A 17,263-nucleotide genomic window follows, 5' to 3' on the forward strand; every position below is an offset into this window, starting at 1 on the left:
GACAAATATTTAATGCGTTTGCGACAGTGCCCCACTACAATGGGAAAATGCATGTTTTACCCCTTGCCACCGGCAAAGGGTCCTAAGGACGGTTCTATGAGTTTGAGTAAACGTTGGCTGGTTTTGGTCCTCGTCAGCCTGGGGTTGGCCGGGTGCGCCTCCACCAACAGTGAGACCGAGTCCGGTAATGGCCAGATGATGCTGGTGACGCCGTTGCAGCCTGACGCTAACCTGGAAGTGGCGCTGGCGAAGATCAGCGAAGTGCTGATCTCTGCCGAACTGACCGAGGAGCAGCGGGCACGGTTTCTGTACGATCGCGGCGTGCTCTACGACAGCGTTGGCCTGAGAACTCTGGCTCGAATCGATTTCTCTCGAGCGTTGCAGTTACGCCCTGATCTGCCTGATGCCTACAACTTCATGGGCATCTACCTGACTCAGGCGATGGAGTTTGATCAGGCTTATGAAGCCTTTGACGCGGTACTGGAGCTCGATCCCGGCTACGATTTCGCCTATCTGAACCGAGGCATTGCCCTCTACTATGGCAGCCGCCCTATGCTGGCTGTGGACGATTTAAATGAGTTCTACCAGCGCGACCAGTCCGATGCCTACCGGGCACTGTGGCTGTACCTGGCCGAGTACCAGCAGGATCCGGTTCAGGCTAAGGCGCAACTGCGCGCCCACAGCAGCCAGATTGGTGATGGCTGGGGAGCGGCACTGGTGGCGTACTACCTGGGGGACATCGACGGCGGTCAGTTGCTGGCTGCGTCGCGCCAGGACCTGAATCACCAGAAGCAGTTGGCCGAGCGTCTGTGTGAGGCTTACTTCTACATGGGCAAGCAGGCCCGCATGGAAGGCCAGCCACGCGCGGCGCTGAACCTGTTTAAGTTGTCTTTGGCCACCAACGTCTACGAGTTTGTGGAGCACCGCTACTCCATCATGGAGATGCGCCAGATCGCCGAACAACTGATGGAAGAGCAGGAGCAGGCCCACTGAGCCAGCCCTCGTCATTTCGAAGCCCGCTCCCTTGTGAGCGGGCTTTTTTGTGGTCGCAGCCGGGCGGTGATCCTTGATTACACTGAGCTACGGCTTTTGATATAATGCCCGCCTTTGATTTTCAGCGGCGGGTTTTTCATGTCTACGCACCAGCAGGAAGTGGCCAAACGGCGCACTTTCGCCATCATCTCCCACCCGGATGCGGGTAAAACCACCATCACCGAAAAAGTGATGCTGTACGGCAACCTGATTCAGAAGGCGGGTACCGTAAAAGGCCGTGGGTCGGGTCAGCACGCCAAGTCTGACTGGATGGAGATGGAGAAAGAGCGGGGCATCTCGGTAACCACCTCGGTAATGCAGTTCCCCTATGGTGACAGCCTGGTCAACCTGCTGGATACGCCGGGACACGAAGACTTCTCCGAGGACACCTACCGTACCCTGACTGCAGTGGACTCCTGCCTGATGGTGATCGATGCCGCCAAGGGTGTGGAAGACCGGACCCGTAAGCTGATGGAAGTGACCCGCCTGCGTGATACGCCGATTGTCACCTTCATGAACAAGTTGGATCGCGACATTCGTGATCCCATGGAGCTGATGGATGAGGTGGAGAACGAGCTCAACATCCTATGCGCTCCGGTTACCTGGCCCATTGGCTGTGGTAAGGAGTTTAAAGGGGTGTACCACATCCACCGTGATGAGGCGATTCTGTACCAGAGCGGTCAAGGCCATACCATTCAGAACCTGGATGTGGTTAAGGGCCTGAATAACCCGGAACTGGAGCAGAAAATCGGCACCGAACTGGCAGAGGTGCTTCGTGACGAGCTGGAGTTGGTGCTGGGGGCGTCCAACGAGTTTGATCAGGAGATGTTCGATAACGGTGATCTGACCCCGGTGTTCTTCGGTACCGCCCTGGGTAACTTCGGCGTGGATCATATGCTGGACGGCCTTACTGCCTGGGCACCGACGCCACAGCCGCGCGAGACCGACGTACGCACCATCGAAGCCGGTGAGGAGAAGTTCTCCGGATTCGTGTTTAAGATTCAGGCCAATATGGATCCTAAGCACCGGGACCGCATCGCCTTTATGCGTATCTGCTCCGGCAAATACAGCAAGGGCATGAAGATGCGCCACGTTCGCATCGGTAAAGATGTGTCCATTTCCGATGCGGTGACCTTTATGGCCGGCGACCGCAGCCACGCGGATGAGGCCTACCCCGGAGACATCATCGGCCTGCACAACCACGGTACCATTCAGATCGGTGATACCTTCAGTCAGGGCGAAGTGATGAAATTCACCGGCATTCCGAACTTCGCTCCTGAGATGTTCCGCCGCATTCGTCTCAAAGATCCTCTCAAGCAGAAGCAGCTGCTCAAAGGCCTGGTTCAGCTGTCTGAAGAGGGCGCGGTACAGGTTTTCCGGCCCATCGACAGCAATGATCTGATCGTGGGCGCGGTGGGGGTACTGCAGTTTGATGTGGTGGTGGCCCGACTGAAAGCCGAATATAAGGTGGAAGCGATCTACGAGGCGGTCAACGTGGCTACGGCTCGCTGGGTGTCCGGTGAGGATGCTCGTAAGGTGGATGAATTTCGTCGTAAGGCTTCGGCCAACCTGGCGCTGGATGGGGGCGATAACCTCACCTACATCGCCCCGACCATGGTGAACCTGAATCTGACCGCGGAACGCTACCCTGACATCCGTTTCCACAAGACCCGCGAGCACTAAGCCTCGGCTTTGACAAGGCTTAGGGTATACTAAGGGCAGCTTCGGCTGTCCTTTTTTATGGAGAGAGCAGATGGGATGGATTCGGCGGTGGTGGCAGGCCTATTGCAGCTGGTGTGATGCCAATGGCCTCAACCCCAAGCATAAGCGCAGCTGTGTGGTGACCATGGCGGAGCCACAGGACTCCGGTCGTGATGCTGACTGACAGTCACTGTCATCTCGATTTCGAGTGTTTCGATGCCGATAGAGAGGCGGTGCTGCAGCGGGCGGCGTTGGTCGGGGTGGAACACATCGTGGTGCCGGCGGTGGCCGCCGAGCACTGGCCTAGAGTCGCGGCGTTAGCGGGGCGCTACCCCAATGTGAGCTACGGCCTTGGCATTCACCCTTGCTTCGCCAGCGAACACAGCCTGACGGAGGTGGAGACGTTGCCGCAAGGGCTGCAGCAGCCTGGCTGTGTGGCCATCGGCGAGTGTGGCCTGGATGCGGTCAACTCGCCACTGAACCTGGCTGAACAACAGCGGTTGCTGGAACGGCACCTGGTGGTGGCCAGCGAGGCGCAGCTGCCGCTGCTGCTCCATGTCCGCAAAGCCCATCACCTGTTGTTGCCGCTGCTGGACCGGCATTCGCTGCCCGGCCGCGGGGTGATTCACGGTTTCAGTGGCAGCCGTGAACTGGCGATGGAATACGTTCGTCGGGGCTATCGGCTCGGGGTTGGCGGCGTCATTACCTACGCCAGAGCCACAAAAACCCGTGCGGCCATCGCCAGCGTACCTGTTGACGCTTTGTTATTGGAAACCGATTCACCGGATATGCCGCTGTGCGGACAGCAGGGAAAGCGCAATGAACCTGCCTCGGTGCAATCGGTGTTGCAAGCCCTGTCACAGCTTCTAGACTTACCTTCAGATGCGCTCGCTGAGCAGTTAGCTCGCAACAACTCGCGCTTTTTCAACCGTTTGGTGTAAATTTTCACCGAGCAGCCTTGGCTTTTGTCCCACTTTACGAACTGGCAGCCGTAATTCCTGTTCGACTGTAATGTGGCTATCAAAGTGTGTATCTGAATTACTGATATGTAAGATAAATATGTCGTTTGCCTGTTTTATGGTCGAAAAATTTGATCTGGACAGCGATTTTTGTTTTTTGGAACAGTATAATTCCGACCGGATGATAAGTTGTTTTACGACATAATTTATAAAATTTAACAAGAGGATGATGGGTTCATGGGTATACTGATGAGCTTAGTAGGGGTGGCTACCCTAATCGCGATCGCCATTGCGTTTTCGACAAATCGCAAAGCGATCAACCTGCGCACCGTTGGTGGTGCTCTGGCCATCCAGGCTGCCCTGGGTGCGTTTGTACTGTACGTTCCTTTCGGTAAGGACGTACTGGGTGATATCTCCAGCGCCGTTTCCAACGTAATCTCTTACGCGAACGACGGTATTGGTTTCCTGTTTGGTGATTTGGCCAAGTTCAAAGTTGGCTTCATTTTTGCCATCAACGTTCTGCCAATCATCGTGTTCTTCTCCTCCCTGATTGCAGTGCTGTACTACCTGGGTGTGATGCAGTGGATCATCCGTATTCTGGGTGGTGGCTTGCAGAAGGCTCTGGGTACCTCTCGTCCTGAGTCCATGTCTGCGACTGCAAACATCTTCGTGGGTCAAACCGAAGCGCCTCTGGTTGTTCGTCCGTTTATTGCCTCCATGACTCAGTCTGAGCTGTTCGCCATCATGACCGGTGGTCTGGCGTCGGTAGCCGGTTCTGTTCTGGCGGGTTACGCCGGTCTGGGTGTGAAACTTGAGTACCTGATTGCCGCTTCCTTCATGGCTGCCCCTGGTGGTCTGTTGATGGCCAAACTGATTGTGCCTGAAACCGAAGAAGCCAAGCAGGACATGGATGACATCGGCGAAGCCGACGACAAGCCTGCTAACGTTCTGGACGCTGCCGCGGCCGGTGCCTCTTCCGGTATGCAACTGGCTCTGAACGTAGGTGCCATGCTGTTGGCCTTCATCGGTCTGATCGCCATGATCAACGGCATCATCGGTGGTATCGGTGGTTGGTTCGGCATGCCTGACCTGACTCTGGAAATCATCCTGGGTTACGCTTTCTCCCCACTGGCCTTCATGATTGGTGTGCCTTGGAGTGAAGCCACTGTTGCCGGTTCCTTCATCGGTCAGAAAATCGTAGTGAACGAATTCGTTGCCTACATCAACCTGGCACCGTACCTGAGCGGCGAAGCTCTGATTGACGGCGTTGTGATGAGCGACCGTACTCAGGCTATCCTGTCCTTCGCTCTGTGTGGATTTGCGAACCTGTCCTCCATTGCTATCCTTTTGGGTGGTCTGGGTGCCATGGCTCCAAACCGTCGCCACGACCTGGCTCGCCTGGGTCTGCGTGCGGTACTGGCCGGTTCTCTGTCCAACCTGATGAGTGCGACTCTGGCTGGTTTGTTCCTGGCCCTGTAATCGCGCTACGCACTAGTGTGCTTCAGGAAGGCCGGACCTCGTGTCCGGCCTTTTGTTTATCTGCAGTATGGCAACCGACGGTTCCCATTTACTCGTTAAGCGGTGGGTAATAAACCAAATATCCCGGCTCCTGGCAGTCGGTTTTGCTGTTTTGGCCGGGCATCATCGGTACCAGGGTAACTGGTAAATACTCTAAGGAAATGGGAGTGGATGATGAAAGTAGCAATAGCAACGACGGTGTTGTCAGCGGGGCTGATGACTCTGCCGGTGGCGGCCGAGCAGTTTTATGGTTTTATGGATCTGTCCATCAACTATCTGGACTGGACCGATAAGGCCGAGGACCGCACCAATCCCGACATTGGCGGGCGCGGCGGGCCGAAAGAGGACTTCTTCTACATCGAGCTGGAGGGCGGCGCCGGATTTGACTGGGGTGACGTCTACGGCTTTATCGATTTCGAAAATCCCACCAACTCCAACGATGGCCAGTTCTCCGATGAGGCCTTTGCCACCGATGGCTTTCGTATCGCCGCCAAAGGCACCCTGGCCTATAACCTGGGCAGCAGTAACTGGAACGCCTACGGTCACCTCTACAGCTTCACCGAGTCCTCCAGTGGCTTCTTTGATCAGAACCTGGTGCTGGGGGTCAGTTACGACGTGTTCACCGACTTCGGCCTGTGGTTTAAGCCTTTTATTGGCGGCCACTATGAGCAGCAGTCGTTTGCCGGCTCAGGCTGGAATGGCGGCATGCTGGGGTGGGTGCTCGGCTACGACTTTGCCATCGGCGAGCAGAAGTTTTCGGTCACCAACTGGCATGAAACCGAGTTTGCCCGCGATGATCAGTTCCGCAGCAACGGCACCCAGTACCAGTTGGCGTCGGTAGGCTGGAACGGGGCCGTGGCCCTGTGGTGGCACCTGCCCAACAACCTGACCGGTGGCCTGCAGTATCGTTACGCCGACAATAAGCTCGGTACCGCCGCCTACCATGACGCCATTATCTACAGCTTGCGATACAACTTCTGAGGTGATGGCACAGTTGAACACGCCCCTTTCGGGGCGTTTTTTTTTATGACCGTTTCCGTGGCTGAACAATTTGTAGACATTTTACTACTGACTGGGCAGGAAATGGGCCTTGTGGTCGGAGCTGTTGAGGTGGTTGGAGGCGAGAGTGCCAGAGTTAATTGCCGTCGCGGCCTTCGGTGACGGGATCAATTGAGCGCTGAGGGCGATGGCGGAGACTAAAAAATAGCCACAAATTGGTATCTAATTTTCAACTTATCACCCTTCGGATTGGAAACCGGGTTTTTCTTCCGAATTATCTTCGTGTGTTGATTGCTTTCATTCTGATCGGCTTTTTAGTGACATTAGATCATAAATCGTTCAATAAGTAATCTAATCACAATTCATTATGTAATTTTACAACTAAACTGGAATATTGATGAAATGCGGGGGTTCGTTACGACAGTATGTCAAAAAGTCTATTAAGTTGCCGCTGAAGTGTTATCTGGATCACGCTTTTTGATATTTCTACTTTCTTTTAACCGGAAACGTGTAGCTAGTGATTGTGCCTGTGGGTGGGTCGGATAAAATGCGCCCTGTTCCAAGGATGTTGGAAAACAATATTTAATAATCTGTATTAATACAGGGGTTGATGATGAAAAAAGTATTGGCTGGTGCGGCTCTGGCTGCCCTTTCACTGAACGCTTTCGCTGCCGATTACTCTGACGGCGATATCCACAAGAACGACTACAAGTGGATGCAGTTTAACCTGATGCAGTCTGTGGATGCTCGCATCCCATTTGGCGCACAAGACACCACTTACCTGGAATTCGAATTCGGCGGTCGTTCCGGCATCTTCGATTTGTACGGCTACGTTGATTACTTCGACGTACTGGGTATTGACAGCGACGATCGTGACAACAGCGATAACATGTTCATGAAGCTGGCCCCTCGTATGTCTCTGGACGCCCTGACCGGTAAAGACCTGTCTTTTGGTCCAGTTCAAGAGGTTTACCTGGCGAACGTACTGAACGTTGGTGACAACGCTCTGGTTGACAGCTACTGGGGTGTGGGTTCCGACATCATGGTACCTTGGTTCGGCAAAATGGGCCTGAACTTCTACGCTCGCTACGTTGATGAAAACTACGGCGCCGACAACGAAAGTTCTTGGGATGGTTACATGATCAGTTTCAACTGGTTCAAGCCTTTCTACTTCTTCGACAACGGCAGCTTCATCTCCTACCAGGGTTACAACGATTATAAGTTTGGTGCTGATGAGATTGATGGCAACGGCTTGAATGCTAAAGAGTCTCTGGAATCTTTCCACGGCATCTACTGGCACTCTGATCGCTTTGCTGCCGGTTACGGCCTGAAGTACTTCTACAACATGGCGCTTGTTGAAGACGGCGGCATTGGTGGCGACACCACTGGCTTCGGTCACTACTTCGCGATAACTTACAAGTTCTAAGTTACGCTGAAAATGAGCCTCGAGTCTTTGAACTCGGGGCTTTTTTTTGTCTGAATTTCGCCGTCAGTCACCGTCCCTTGGCTGGCGTTGGCGTTCAGTCACGATTTTGTTAGTAATAAATCAACATTTCCTGCCGAAGGCGGTTGTAATCTGCATCCACTGCTGCCATGATGCTGCCGTTGTTGAATTTGTTACTGCGGGAAAATGGATTTTTCGCCCAAGGGTCGACCAAGGTCGCTCTTTCGATTCTTCAGGGAACCAAGTCCGCGTCACGGCATGTGAGCGGTAACCTCCTGCGCTAAGATACCTCATGTATCTCTGCCTGCCATTAATAGGTTTTATGATCATCTTTAGCCACGTGCGAGTGACCAATCTTTTTCTATACTGCTTTTAGTTAAATTTAGATCTGGGAGACTCACCATGAGTGATATTAAAGCGATTGCACAACGTGCACTTCAACTGATGGACCTGACCACCTTGAACGATGATGACACCGATCAGAAAGTGATCGATCTGTGTCACAACGCCAAGACCGCGGCTGGCAATACCGCTGCCATCTGCATCTACCCCCGCTTCATCCCCATTGCCCGTAAGACCCTGCGTGAAATCGGTGCCGAAGGCGTTCAGATTGCCACGGTAACCAACTTTCCTCACGGCAACGATGACATCGCCATCGCGGTAGCTGAAACCAAAGCGGCCGTGGCCTATGGCGCCGATGAAGTGGACGTGGTATTTCCATACCGCGCCCTGATGGATGGCAACGAGCAGGTCGGCTTCGATCTGGTGAAAGCCTGTAAAGAAGCCTGTGGCGATGTGCTGCTGAAAGTGATCATCGAAACCGGTGTACTGGAAGAGGAAGCCCTGATCCGCAAGGCATCTGAGATCTCCATCGATGCCGGTGCCGACTTCATCAAGACCTCTACCGGTAAAGTGCCTGTGAACGCGACTCTGGAAGCCGCTCGCATCATGATGACCGTGATCAAAGAGAAGAACACCAAGATTGGCTTCAAGCCTGCTGGTGGTGTTCGCAACGCCGAGCAAGCCGGTGAGTACCTGGATCTGGCTGCCAGCATCCTGGGTGACGACTGGACCTCTGCCCGTACCTTCCGCTTCGGTGCTTCCAGCCTGCTGAACAGCTTGCTGCACACCTTGGAACTGGCCGACGCACCTGCCGATTCTAAAGGTTACTAATCTACATCTGCGTTGATATTTGTGATCCGGATCGCCGGAACTTGCCAAAAGCTTGTCTACTATTGAGTCAGCTTTAGTAAGTTTACGACACAACCGATTCGAATCCATCTCAAAAATAAGATGATGTCGATGCCCCTCTGGCATCGGCATGCACCGGAGGCAAAGGATGTTTCTACCTCAAGAGATTATCCGTAAAAAACGTAACGGCGAGCCGCTCAGCGAGCAGGAGATCCGTTTTTTCGTTCAGGGGATTACCGACAACAGCATCAGCGAAGGTCAGATTGCGGCGTTTGCCATGGCAATCTACTTCAAAGACATGCCGATGGATGAGCGCATTGCGCTGACCAAGGCGATGCGCGACTCCGGTATGGTCCTGAATTGGGACGACCATAATTTCGATGGCCCGGTTATCGATAAGCACTCCACCGGTGGTGTGGGTGACGTGGTCTCGCTGATGCTTGGCCCCATGATCGCCGCCTGTGGTGGTTATGTTCCAATGATTTCTGGTCGTGGCCTGGGCCACACCGGCGGTACTCTGGATAAACTGGAGTCCATTCCTGGCTACAACATCACTCCGACCAACGACACCTTCGGCAAGGTTGTAAAAGAAGCCGGCGTCGCCATCATCGGTCAGACCGGTGACCTGGCACCCGCCGACAAGCGCTTCTACTCCATTCGCGACGTTACCGCTACCGTGGAGTCCATCGCCGCCATTACCGCTTCCATTCTTTCCAAGAAGCTGGCCTGTGGCCTGGACGCACTGGTAATGGATGTGAAAGTCGGTTCCGGCGCCTTTATGCCAACCTATGAGGCGTCTAAGGATCTTGCCAAGAGCATCGTCGACGTTTCTAACGGCGCCGGTGTCGCCACCTCTGCATTGCTGACCGACATGAACCAAACTCTGGCCAGCAGTGCCGGTAATGCGGTTGAAGTTCGTGAAGCGGTGCGTTACCTCACCGGTGAATATCGCAACCCACGTTTGCACGAAGTGACCATGGCGCTCTCGGCTGAGCTGCTGGTCCAGGGTAAACTGGCGACCGATACCACCGATGCCCGAGCCAAGCTGCAGCAGGCGCTGGACAGCGGTAAGGCGGCAGAGATCTTCGGTAAGATGGTGGCCGGCCTTGGTGGTCCTACCGACTTCATTACCAAGATGGATGTTCACCTGCCTCAGGCACAGATTATCCGTCCCGTCTATGCTGAACACAGTGGCATTGTCACTGCGATGGATGCCCGGGCCATGGGTCTGGCTGTCGTCGGTCTGGGTGGCGGTCGCCGCCTGCCAACCGATGGCATCGATTACGCCGTGGGTCTGAGCAACATCATCTCTCTGGGTCAAACTCTCGATAGCAGCACGCCTATCGCCATGGTTCACGCTCAGGATGACGCTCAGTTCCTGGAAGCGGAGGCCGCCTTGCGCCAGTCCGTTACTCTGGGTGAGTCTTACGAGGCCACTCCGGATGTGTACGAGACCATTCGCGGCAGCTAAGGAGAAAAAGTAGATGAAACGCGTATTTATCCTGATGATGGACTCCTTCGGCATTGGTGCCGCAGGGGATGCCGACAAGTTCGGTGACGTCGGTGCCGACACCTTTGGCCACATCGCCAAAGAGTGTGCCGATGGCAAGGCCGAAGTGGGCCGTTCCGGCGCACTGGCGTTGCCAAACCTGGCCAATTGGGGCCTGGTGCACGCCGCCAAGGAAAGCACCGGTGAAGTGCCTGCGGGCATGAACCTGGATGCCACCGTCACCGGCGCTTACGGTTACTGCTCCGAACTGTCATCGGGAAAAGACACTCCCAGTGGTCACTGGGAGATGGCCGGTGTGCCGGTTCTTTACGAGTGGGGCTATTTCCACGACAAAGAGAACAGCTTCCCGAAAGAGCTGACCGATAAGATCCTGGAACGTGCTGGTCTGGACGGTTTCCTGGGTAACTGTCACGCCTCGGGCACCGCCATTCTGGAACAGCTTGGTGAAGAGCACATGCGTACCGGTATGCCGATCTTCTACACCTCCGCTGACAGCGTGTTCCAAATTGCCTGCCACGAAGAGACTTTTGGTCTTGAGCGTCTGTACGAGCTGTGTAAAATCGCCCGCGAGGAGCTGGAGCCCTACACCATTGGTCGAGTAATCGCTCGTCCATTTGTGGGAGCTGGCGCCGCTGATTTTGCCCGTACCGGTAACCGGGCCGACTACGCCATTGAGCCGCCAGCGCCGACCGTGCTGGACAAGCACAAGGCGGCCGGAGGCCAGGTGGTGTCTGTGGGCAAAATTGCCGACATCTACGCCAACTGCGGCATCACCAAAAAGGTGAAGGGCACTGGCCTGGAAGCGCTTTGGGATCGCACCCTCGAGCAGGTAGACGAAGCCGGTGATAACACCATTGTGTTCACCAACTTTGTGGATTTCGACTCCTCCTACGGCCATCGTCGTGACGTTAATGGTTACGCCAATGCCCTGGAGTATTTCGATAAGCGTCTGCCAGAACTGATTGAAAAACTGGGTGATGAAGACGTGGTACTGGTGACTGCCGATCACGGTTGCGATCCAACCTGGACCGGCACCGATCACACTCGCGAGCACGTGCCTGTGCTGGCGTTTGGTAAGCCAGTGAAGCCCGGTTCTCTGGGCCACCGCGAATCGTTCGCCGATATCGGCCAGTCCATTGCCAGCTATCTTGGGCTGGAACCGATGGACTACGGTAAGTCTTTCCTGAATTAACTGATGAAATAACAAGGGGTCAATAATAATGGCAACTCCGCACATTAATGCACCAGCCGGCGCTTTCGCCGAAACCGTACTGTTCCCAGGGGATCCTCTGCGCGCTAAGTACATCGCCGAAACCTTCCTGGAAAACGTCGAGCAGGTGACTGACGTACGTAACATGCTGGGTTTCACCGGTACCTACAAGGGCAAGAAAGTGTCCGTTATGGGTTCCGGCATGGGCATCCCATCTTGCTCCATCTACGCCAAAGAGCTGATCACCGAGTACGGTGTGAAGAACATCATCCGCGTAGGCAGCTGTGGTGCCGTGAGCACCGACGTTAAAGTTCGTGACGTGATCATCGGTATGGGTGCCTGCACCGATTCCGGCGTAAACCGCACCCGTTTCAAGGGCTACGATTTCGCCGCCATCGCGGACTACGGCCTGCTGGCCAACGTAGTGAAGTCTGCCGAAGCGTCCAACATTCCGGTTAAGATCGGTAATGTTTACTCTGCGGACCTGTTCTACACGCCGGATCCAGAGATGTTCGACGTGATGGAAAAGATGAACGTCCTGGGCGTAGAGATGGAAGCGGCTGGCCTGTACGGCGTTGCGGCTGAATTCGGCGCCAACGCTCTGTGCGTAGTGACCGTATCTGACCACATCCGTACCGGTGAAGCGACGACCTCTGAAGAGCGTCAGAACACCTTCAACGACATGATCGTGATGACTCTGGACTCTCTGCTGTAACTCAGCCTGAGTTTACCGAGATAAAGGCGGCCCTTTTGGGGCCGCTTTTTTTTGTCTGTTGAGTCTGCTCATGGCGGCGCGCTTGGCCGACAGCGACTTAGCCAGCAGATAGCCTACCAGGCCGGCCATCAACAACATCAGCGGTTGCTGGCGTTGCTGGTCCCTGTCCAGTCGGCGGTTGTCCAGGAAGAACAGCTGGGTGTTGACCCGAATGCGAATAAACCCCAGGGTGCCGGTAGGTTGCTCTATGGTGGCCACAAAGGGGGTATAGCGCTTGAGCGCCGCTTCCAACTGTTCCGCTTCCGGTAGTTGAGACTCAGGAAACAGGCTTTGGGCCTGCGCCAGTCGCTGGCCTTCATCACTGAAAATGCTGGCAGACAGGACCCGGGGATCCTTGATCAGTTGCTGCACCAACCAGTCCAGCTGTTGGTCGTCCTCTTTGGCCAGTGCCGGGGCGGCGCCGATGGCGGCGTATTGCACCAGCTGGGTGGCCAGCTCACCGGCCTGCTGGTTCAGTAGCTGCTGGCCCTGATGCTGATGATGACGCCAAAGGTTGAGGGTGATCACCATCAGGGTTACCGCCAGTATCACCTGCAGTACCCGCCAGACCACCAGGCGTTTATTACTGATTTTTATGTGGGTATTCGTTCCCGCCATGGTTGTCCTTGCGACCGGCTCATCCTTCTGTGATCCTAACCACTCTGGTTGAAAAATAACAGCCGACAAGGTTACCTCCCTGAAAATCTAAGCGAAAGGAAGTCTAATGAGTCGCCCCGATTGCCATACGCCCGTCAGCCACCCCTGGCAGTTGCTGCTGATCTGTCGCAGCGTCGCCGCACTGGAAGCCAGCCCACTGCCTCAGGGGGTGTCGCTGGCGAACGCCTGGCGCAGTGAGGTGGCTGGCTATCAGGTCGCCCGCTGGCCGCTGCAACAGCCGTTGACCTCTTTGCCCGAGGTGGTTGAGGGCGAGCTGTTGTGTCTGGCTACCGACGGCCCGGTGCTGGCTCGGCCCGGCTTGTTGCTGATGGACATGGACTCCACCGCCATCGATATCGAATGCATCGATGAGATCGCCCGCGCCGGTGGCGTTTACGAGGAGGTCAGCGCTGTCACCGAAGCGGCCATGCGCGGTGAACTGGGGTTTGAGCAGAGCTTGCGTCAGCGGGTGGCCAAACTGGCGGGAATACCGGCATCGGTACTGGATGAGATTGCCGCCGAGTTGCCGCTGAATCCGGGGTTGACGACGCTGGTGACTCACCTGCAACAGGCGGGCTGGCGGGTGGCACTGGCCTCAGGCGGCTTTAATCGCATCGCCTCGGTGTTGGCGGCGCAGTTGCAGCTGGATTATTTTCAGGCCAACGATCTGCAGGAACAAGACGGGCGCCTGACCGGCGAGGTAACCGGCACCATCGTCGATGCCCAGACCAAGGCGCTGATTCTGCGGCGGCTGGGGCAGCAGTATGGCATTGAACCGAGCCAGTGGCTGGCGCTGGGAGACGGGGCCAACGATCTGCCGATGATGGAGACCGCCAAACTGGGTGTCGGCTTTCGGGCCAAGCCGGCGGTGGCGGCCCGAGCCGACGCCCATTTGAGCCAATTAGGGTTGGATGCGGTGCTGGCAATGTTGATCTAGCTCACGTTTTTCTGGTCTAATCAGTGGCCTCGCAGTTAATGAGCAGTAGAGAGCCATGCAACACAGTCAGGGATCCGACTATCTGAACTATCGGAACGGCCGCCTGCACCTCAAGGTGCTGACCCCGCAGTCGCCACCCAAAGGGGTGGTGCTGATGGTGCACGGCGCCATGAGCAACGGCCGAGTGTTTTACAGCGATAAAGGCAAGGGGCTGGGCTGTTATCTGGCGGATCAGGGCTATCTGGTGTACGTGCTGGACTGCTACGGTCATGGCCTGTCCCACCCGCCCCTGGCTCACAAAGAGAGCCATGGCCAGTACGAGATCATCAGTGAACAACTGCCCCTGGTTCAGCAGTGGCTGCATCAGCGCCACGGCGGGGCGGTGCACTGGGTCGGCCACTCCTGGGGCGGGGTATTGATGATTGCCGCGCTGGCCCGTTACCCGCAATTGCTTCGCCAGGTGCAGACGCTGTCGCTGTTTGCCTCCAAGCGTACCGTGCGCAGCTGGAGTTCGGAGCGGTTGTTGAAGATCGAGTTGGCGTGGAAACGGTTGTTCCCCTGGTTGGGGGAGAAATTGGGTTACCTGCCGCTGCAACGGTTACGGGTCGGCATGGATGATCAGTCAACCCGGTTCCTGCTGGACTCGCTGCCCTGGATCAGCCAGCGCCAGTGGCTGGACGAGCGCGATGGTTTCGATTACGGCGATGCGGCCCGAACGCTGGTGCGCCAGGGGCGCTGGCCGGTGACCTGGTTTGCGGCCGGAGCCGGCGATCGTGCCCTGGGCAATCCCAGAGATGTGCATGACCTGATGCAGGAGTGCGGCTTGGCAGGACAGGCTCAGTACCAGGTGTTTGGCCGCAGTCAGGGCTTTCGCCGAGACTACGACCATGCGGGGCTGCTGACCCATAGGGATGCCGCCGCCGAGCTGTTTCCTAATGTCCTTAGCTGGTTGCAGCAGCCTCAATGGGCAGGCGATATTGCAGCAGAAACTCAGGGGTGATGTCCCGCAGTTCACCGATGACCGCGATCTGCCACAGCATCTCTTCCAGCTCTTTGGCCCGGTGCAGGGCGTGGGTGCTGATGGCGGCCAGTTCGGCCTGCAAGTAATCCAGATCCGGTTTCTGTGCCCGGTCCAGCTGTAGGCTGACGACCTTGAGGTGCCCGTCGCCATGCAATTGGGCCAGCTTGAGCCGAACCTGATCAGAGTTGCCAATCTCAGACAAAGCCCATACCTGGCGCTGGTCCCGCTCCGGTGGCCAGTGCAGCACCAAAGTCGACTGCCAGGCCGGCTCCTCGTTGCGGCTGCGGGCCATGTGATCGTACTGAGTGTGCACCACCTCATTGTTGAGGATGGCGTCGAGGTTGAGGCCGTGCAGGTCGGTCAGCGACTGCAGCGCCGGACTGGGCAGCAGGCTGTTGCCAGCCAGGTTGGCGTGCAGCTTGCTTTGGCGCTTGTGAATGAAAAACGGCAGAGAGTACAAGCGCTTTAGCACCAAGTTCTTGACCCCTTCCAACAGCTGACGATGTTGAATCTGGCTGCCGACCTGCACCATCTTATCCCGGTTCTGACTCAGCAGGTGAGACAGGAACACCACTCCGGAGTGCGGTTCGTCCTCCACCGCTTTCAGGTGCAGGGTCTTGCCGTCCTGCTGGCTGCGCACCAGCTCATAGGGCAGCTGTTTCAACTTCAGTTTACCCGCCAGTGGCTGCAACTCGGGAAACTCCAGTTTGAGGGTGTCATGCAGCGGCAGGTCCACCGTCTGCTCCATATCCAGCCTCAGCCCTCGCGGTGACACATCCACCGACAGGGCCACCATCTCATCGCGCTTGTGGGTGACCAGCACTCGGGTTTGCAGCGAGAAACGAGGCTCTCGCCGTAGCTCCTGTTGTTGGCAGGGCAGGGGGCGAGGATCCATGTCCGACACTCGCTTCTGGCCAAACTGGCGCAGCTGGTTGATGTGGCAGTCGGAGTCGTAGTCGGCAAAACCGCTGTGGTCGCCAGGGGCCTGACTGCTCAGATGCACCAACAGCGACATGCCGTTGATCTGCTGCCGCACCAGGGCGTCGCTGGGGCGGCCGTTGACCGGCGAATGACTGGCCCACTCTTTATCCCGTTCACTGATGGCATGCAGGTTAACACGGTGGACCCGGAATCCGCTCTTGCGGCTGGCGTGTTTGAAGAAGCAGGCGCTCATCTGCTGCCGCTCCAGTTCAAACAGGGTCGCCGAGAAGAACAGCTTGTGGTTGTCATGGTGGTGGACAAAGCTGAACAACAACTGGTGAGCCAGTTCGCCAGGGTGCTTGAGTTGCCTGGCCAGACGCTCCTCGGTGAGGGCCGAGCACAGTTGGCTGTGGCCACGTTCATCCAGCCAGTAATTCAGGTGGTTGCGGTTGGATTCGGTTTGCAGCGCCATGGACGGCTGCAATTTGCCGCTTTTCAGTGACATGGCAATGGGAACCGACGCCAACCTTGGCAGGTACTGGCGCTCATAGCCACGACTTTTGGCCGTAGACAGCAGATGGTTGAGCTCGGGGCGGGTTCGCAATCGACTGACACTGAGAATCCGCTCAAAGGTCTGATCCAGGCTGGGGGTATTGTCCACCCGTCTCAGCCGTATCTGGGTGTGATCGTCGGCCGGCTGGGTGTCGATCACCTGGTAGCTGACGCCGTGTTTGAGTTCCGGCACCGTGAACTCACTGGCGATCTCGGTGAAACTGACAATCACCGGCTGGGCCGGATCCAGTACCCAGGGCCGCTGGGTTTTAATCTTGGCACCCCGAATCGATACATCCTGAGTGCGTCCGGAAACCGGTGCGCCATTGGGCTGCCACAGGGTGATGGGCGATGAGAAGGTGTGGCGGGTTTCCCGACGGCGAATGTAATGCCCCATGGGCAGCAGATCCATGCGCGGCGGCCGGGCCGGTTGGTCGCTGTCCGAGTCGAGGGGGGCCGGGTCGTTGCTGTCGGGCTTGAGGGACTCCAGCAGCGCCTCGTATGCCCCGACGGTATAGCGCCCCTCATACAGCTCGATCTGTTGCTGCAAAAACTGCTCGGCCTCTTCATCCAGGCGGTGGCTGACCCCACAGATCTCCACCTCGCGGGTCTCCTGGGCACAGTGGCCGCTCAGGTCGATTTTCCGTTGGCAATCCTGATTCAGCCGCCGTAACTCCATGCGGACAAGAAAGCGGTCGGAGCTGCTGAGGTGGGACGTTGCCTGGTCGAGCAGGCTGTCAAAACTGGCGTCTTGCAGTAATGGAATGAGCTGATTTATAAGATCGTTATGGTCTTCCATGGGAACAAAATTCAACCTTCTGATCGCTAGAGTGTAACCCCTCAGGCGGTTGCCGTAT

General features: G+C 56.4%; 15 protein-coding genes. 13 read left to right on the forward strand and 2 right to left on the reverse strand.

Going from position 1 to position 17,263, the window contains the following annotated elements:
- The first annotated feature begins 96 nt into the window (after window positions 1-96).
- From nlpI to deoD, 11 genes are all read left to right on the forward strand, one after another.
- Window positions 97-993, forward strand: a complete 897-nt coding sequence (nlpI, locus tag J8Z22_RS04840) for a lipoprotein NlpI (RefSeq protein WP_252009147.1) — start codon at window positions 97-99, stop codon at window positions 991-993.
- Window positions 994-1,131: 138 nt separating this feature from the next.
- Window positions 1,132-2,715 (forward strand): peptide chain release factor 3, encoded by a 1,584-nt coding sequence (prfC, locus tag J8Z22_RS04845; protein ID WP_028113906.1) that lies wholly within the window; start codon window positions 1,132-1,134, stop codon window positions 2,713-2,715.
- Window positions 2,716-2,785: 70 nt separating this feature from the next.
- Window positions 2,786-2,917 (forward strand): hypothetical protein, encoded by a 132-nt coding sequence (locus tag J8Z22_RS22130; RefSeq protein WP_256471817.1) that lies wholly within the window; start codon window positions 2,786-2,788, stop codon window positions 2,915-2,917.
- Window positions 2,907-3,674 (forward strand): TatD family hydrolase, encoded by a 768-nt coding sequence (locus tag J8Z22_RS04850; RefSeq protein WP_252009149.1) that lies wholly within the window; start codon window positions 2,907-2,909, stop codon window positions 3,672-3,674. Before J8Z22_RS22130 ends, J8Z22_RS04850 begins: the two co-directional genes overlap by 11 nt.
- 255 nt (window positions 3,675-3,929) lie before the next feature.
- Window positions 3,930-5,171: a NupC/NupG family nucleoside CNT transporter gene (locus J8Z22_RS04855; protein WP_252009151.1), complete on the forward strand. Its 1,242-nt coding sequence runs from the start codon at window positions 3,930-3,932 to the stop codon at window positions 5,169-5,171.
- 210 nt (window positions 5,172-5,381) lie between these two features.
- Window positions 5,382-6,191 carry an outer membrane protein OmpK gene (locus tag J8Z22_RS04860; protein ID WP_028113903.1) on the forward strand — a complete coding sequence of 270 codons (810 nt, stop codon included), beginning with the start codon at window positions 5,382-5,384 and terminating at the stop codon, window positions 6,189-6,191.
- 628 nt (window positions 6,192-6,819) lie between these two features.
- Window positions 6,820-7,635, forward strand: a complete 816-nt coding sequence (locus J8Z22_RS04865; protein WP_252009154.1) for an outer membrane protein OmpK — start codon at window positions 6,820-6,822, stop codon at window positions 7,633-7,635.
- A 420-nt stretch (window positions 7,636-8,055) separates the two neighbouring features.
- A complete protein-coding gene (deoC, locus tag J8Z22_RS04870) occupies window positions 8,056-8,826 on the forward strand; it encodes a deoxyribose-phosphate aldolase (protein WP_028113901.1) in 771 nt (256 codons plus the stop codon).
- Window positions 8,827-8,992: 166 nt separating this feature from the next.
- Entirely contained in the window at window positions 8,993-10,315 is a 1,323-nt protein-coding gene (gene deoA / locus J8Z22_RS04875) for a thymidine phosphorylase (protein ID WP_252009156.1), read from the forward strand.
- Between the two features lie 13 nt (window positions 10,316-10,328).
- Entirely contained in the window at window positions 10,329-11,546 is a 1,218-nt protein-coding gene (locus J8Z22_RS04880) for a phosphopentomutase (protein ID WP_028113899.1), read from the forward strand.
- A gap of 28 nt (window positions 11,547-11,574) precedes the next feature.
- The gene (gene deoD / locus J8Z22_RS04885; protein ID WP_028113898.1) at window positions 11,575-12,279 is read left to right on the forward strand and encodes a purine-nucleoside phosphorylase; all 705 of its coding nucleotides are present in this window, start codon (window positions 11,575-11,577) and stop codon (window positions 12,277-12,279) included.
- A gap of 12 nt (window positions 12,280-12,291) precedes the next feature.
- Here the strand turns inward: deoD and J8Z22_RS04890 are convergent, their stop codons facing one another.
- Entirely contained in the window at window positions 12,292-12,936 is a 645-nt protein-coding gene (locus tag J8Z22_RS04890; RefSeq protein ID WP_252009159.1) for an AhpA/YtjB family protein, read from the reverse strand.
- Between the two features lie 106 nt (window positions 12,937-13,042).
- On the opposite strand from J8Z22_RS04890, the gene serB reads away from it, so the two are divergent.
- The gene (serB, locus tag J8Z22_RS04895; RefSeq protein ID WP_252009161.1) at window positions 13,043-13,912 is read left to right on the forward strand and encodes a phosphoserine phosphatase SerB; all 870 of its coding nucleotides are present in this window, start codon (window positions 13,043-13,045) and stop codon (window positions 13,910-13,912) included.
- Window positions 13,913-13,967: 55 nt separating this feature from the next.
- On the forward strand, window positions 13,968-14,912 hold the full coding sequence (locus J8Z22_RS04900) for an alpha/beta fold hydrolase (RefSeq protein WP_252009163.1): 945 nt from the start codon (window positions 13,968-13,970) through the stop codon (window positions 14,910-14,912).
- Here J8Z22_RS04900 and J8Z22_RS04905 read toward each other — a convergent pair.
- Window positions 14,854-17,205, reverse strand: coding sequence for a PilZ domain-containing protein (locus J8Z22_RS04905; RefSeq protein ID WP_252009165.1), 2,352 nt, complete (start codon window positions 17,203-17,205; stop codon window positions 14,854-14,856). The two genes, J8Z22_RS04900 and J8Z22_RS04905, sit on opposite strands and share 59 nt — an antisense overlap.
- Between the last annotated feature and the right edge of the window lie 58 nt (window positions 17,206-17,263).

It is taken from the genome of Ferrimonas sp. SCSIO 43195 (assembly GCF_023716685.1).
In the GTDB taxonomy this organism is placed as follows: Bacteria; Pseudomonadota; Gammaproteobacteria; order Enterobacterales; family Shewanellaceae; genus Ferrimonas; species Ferrimonas kyonanensis.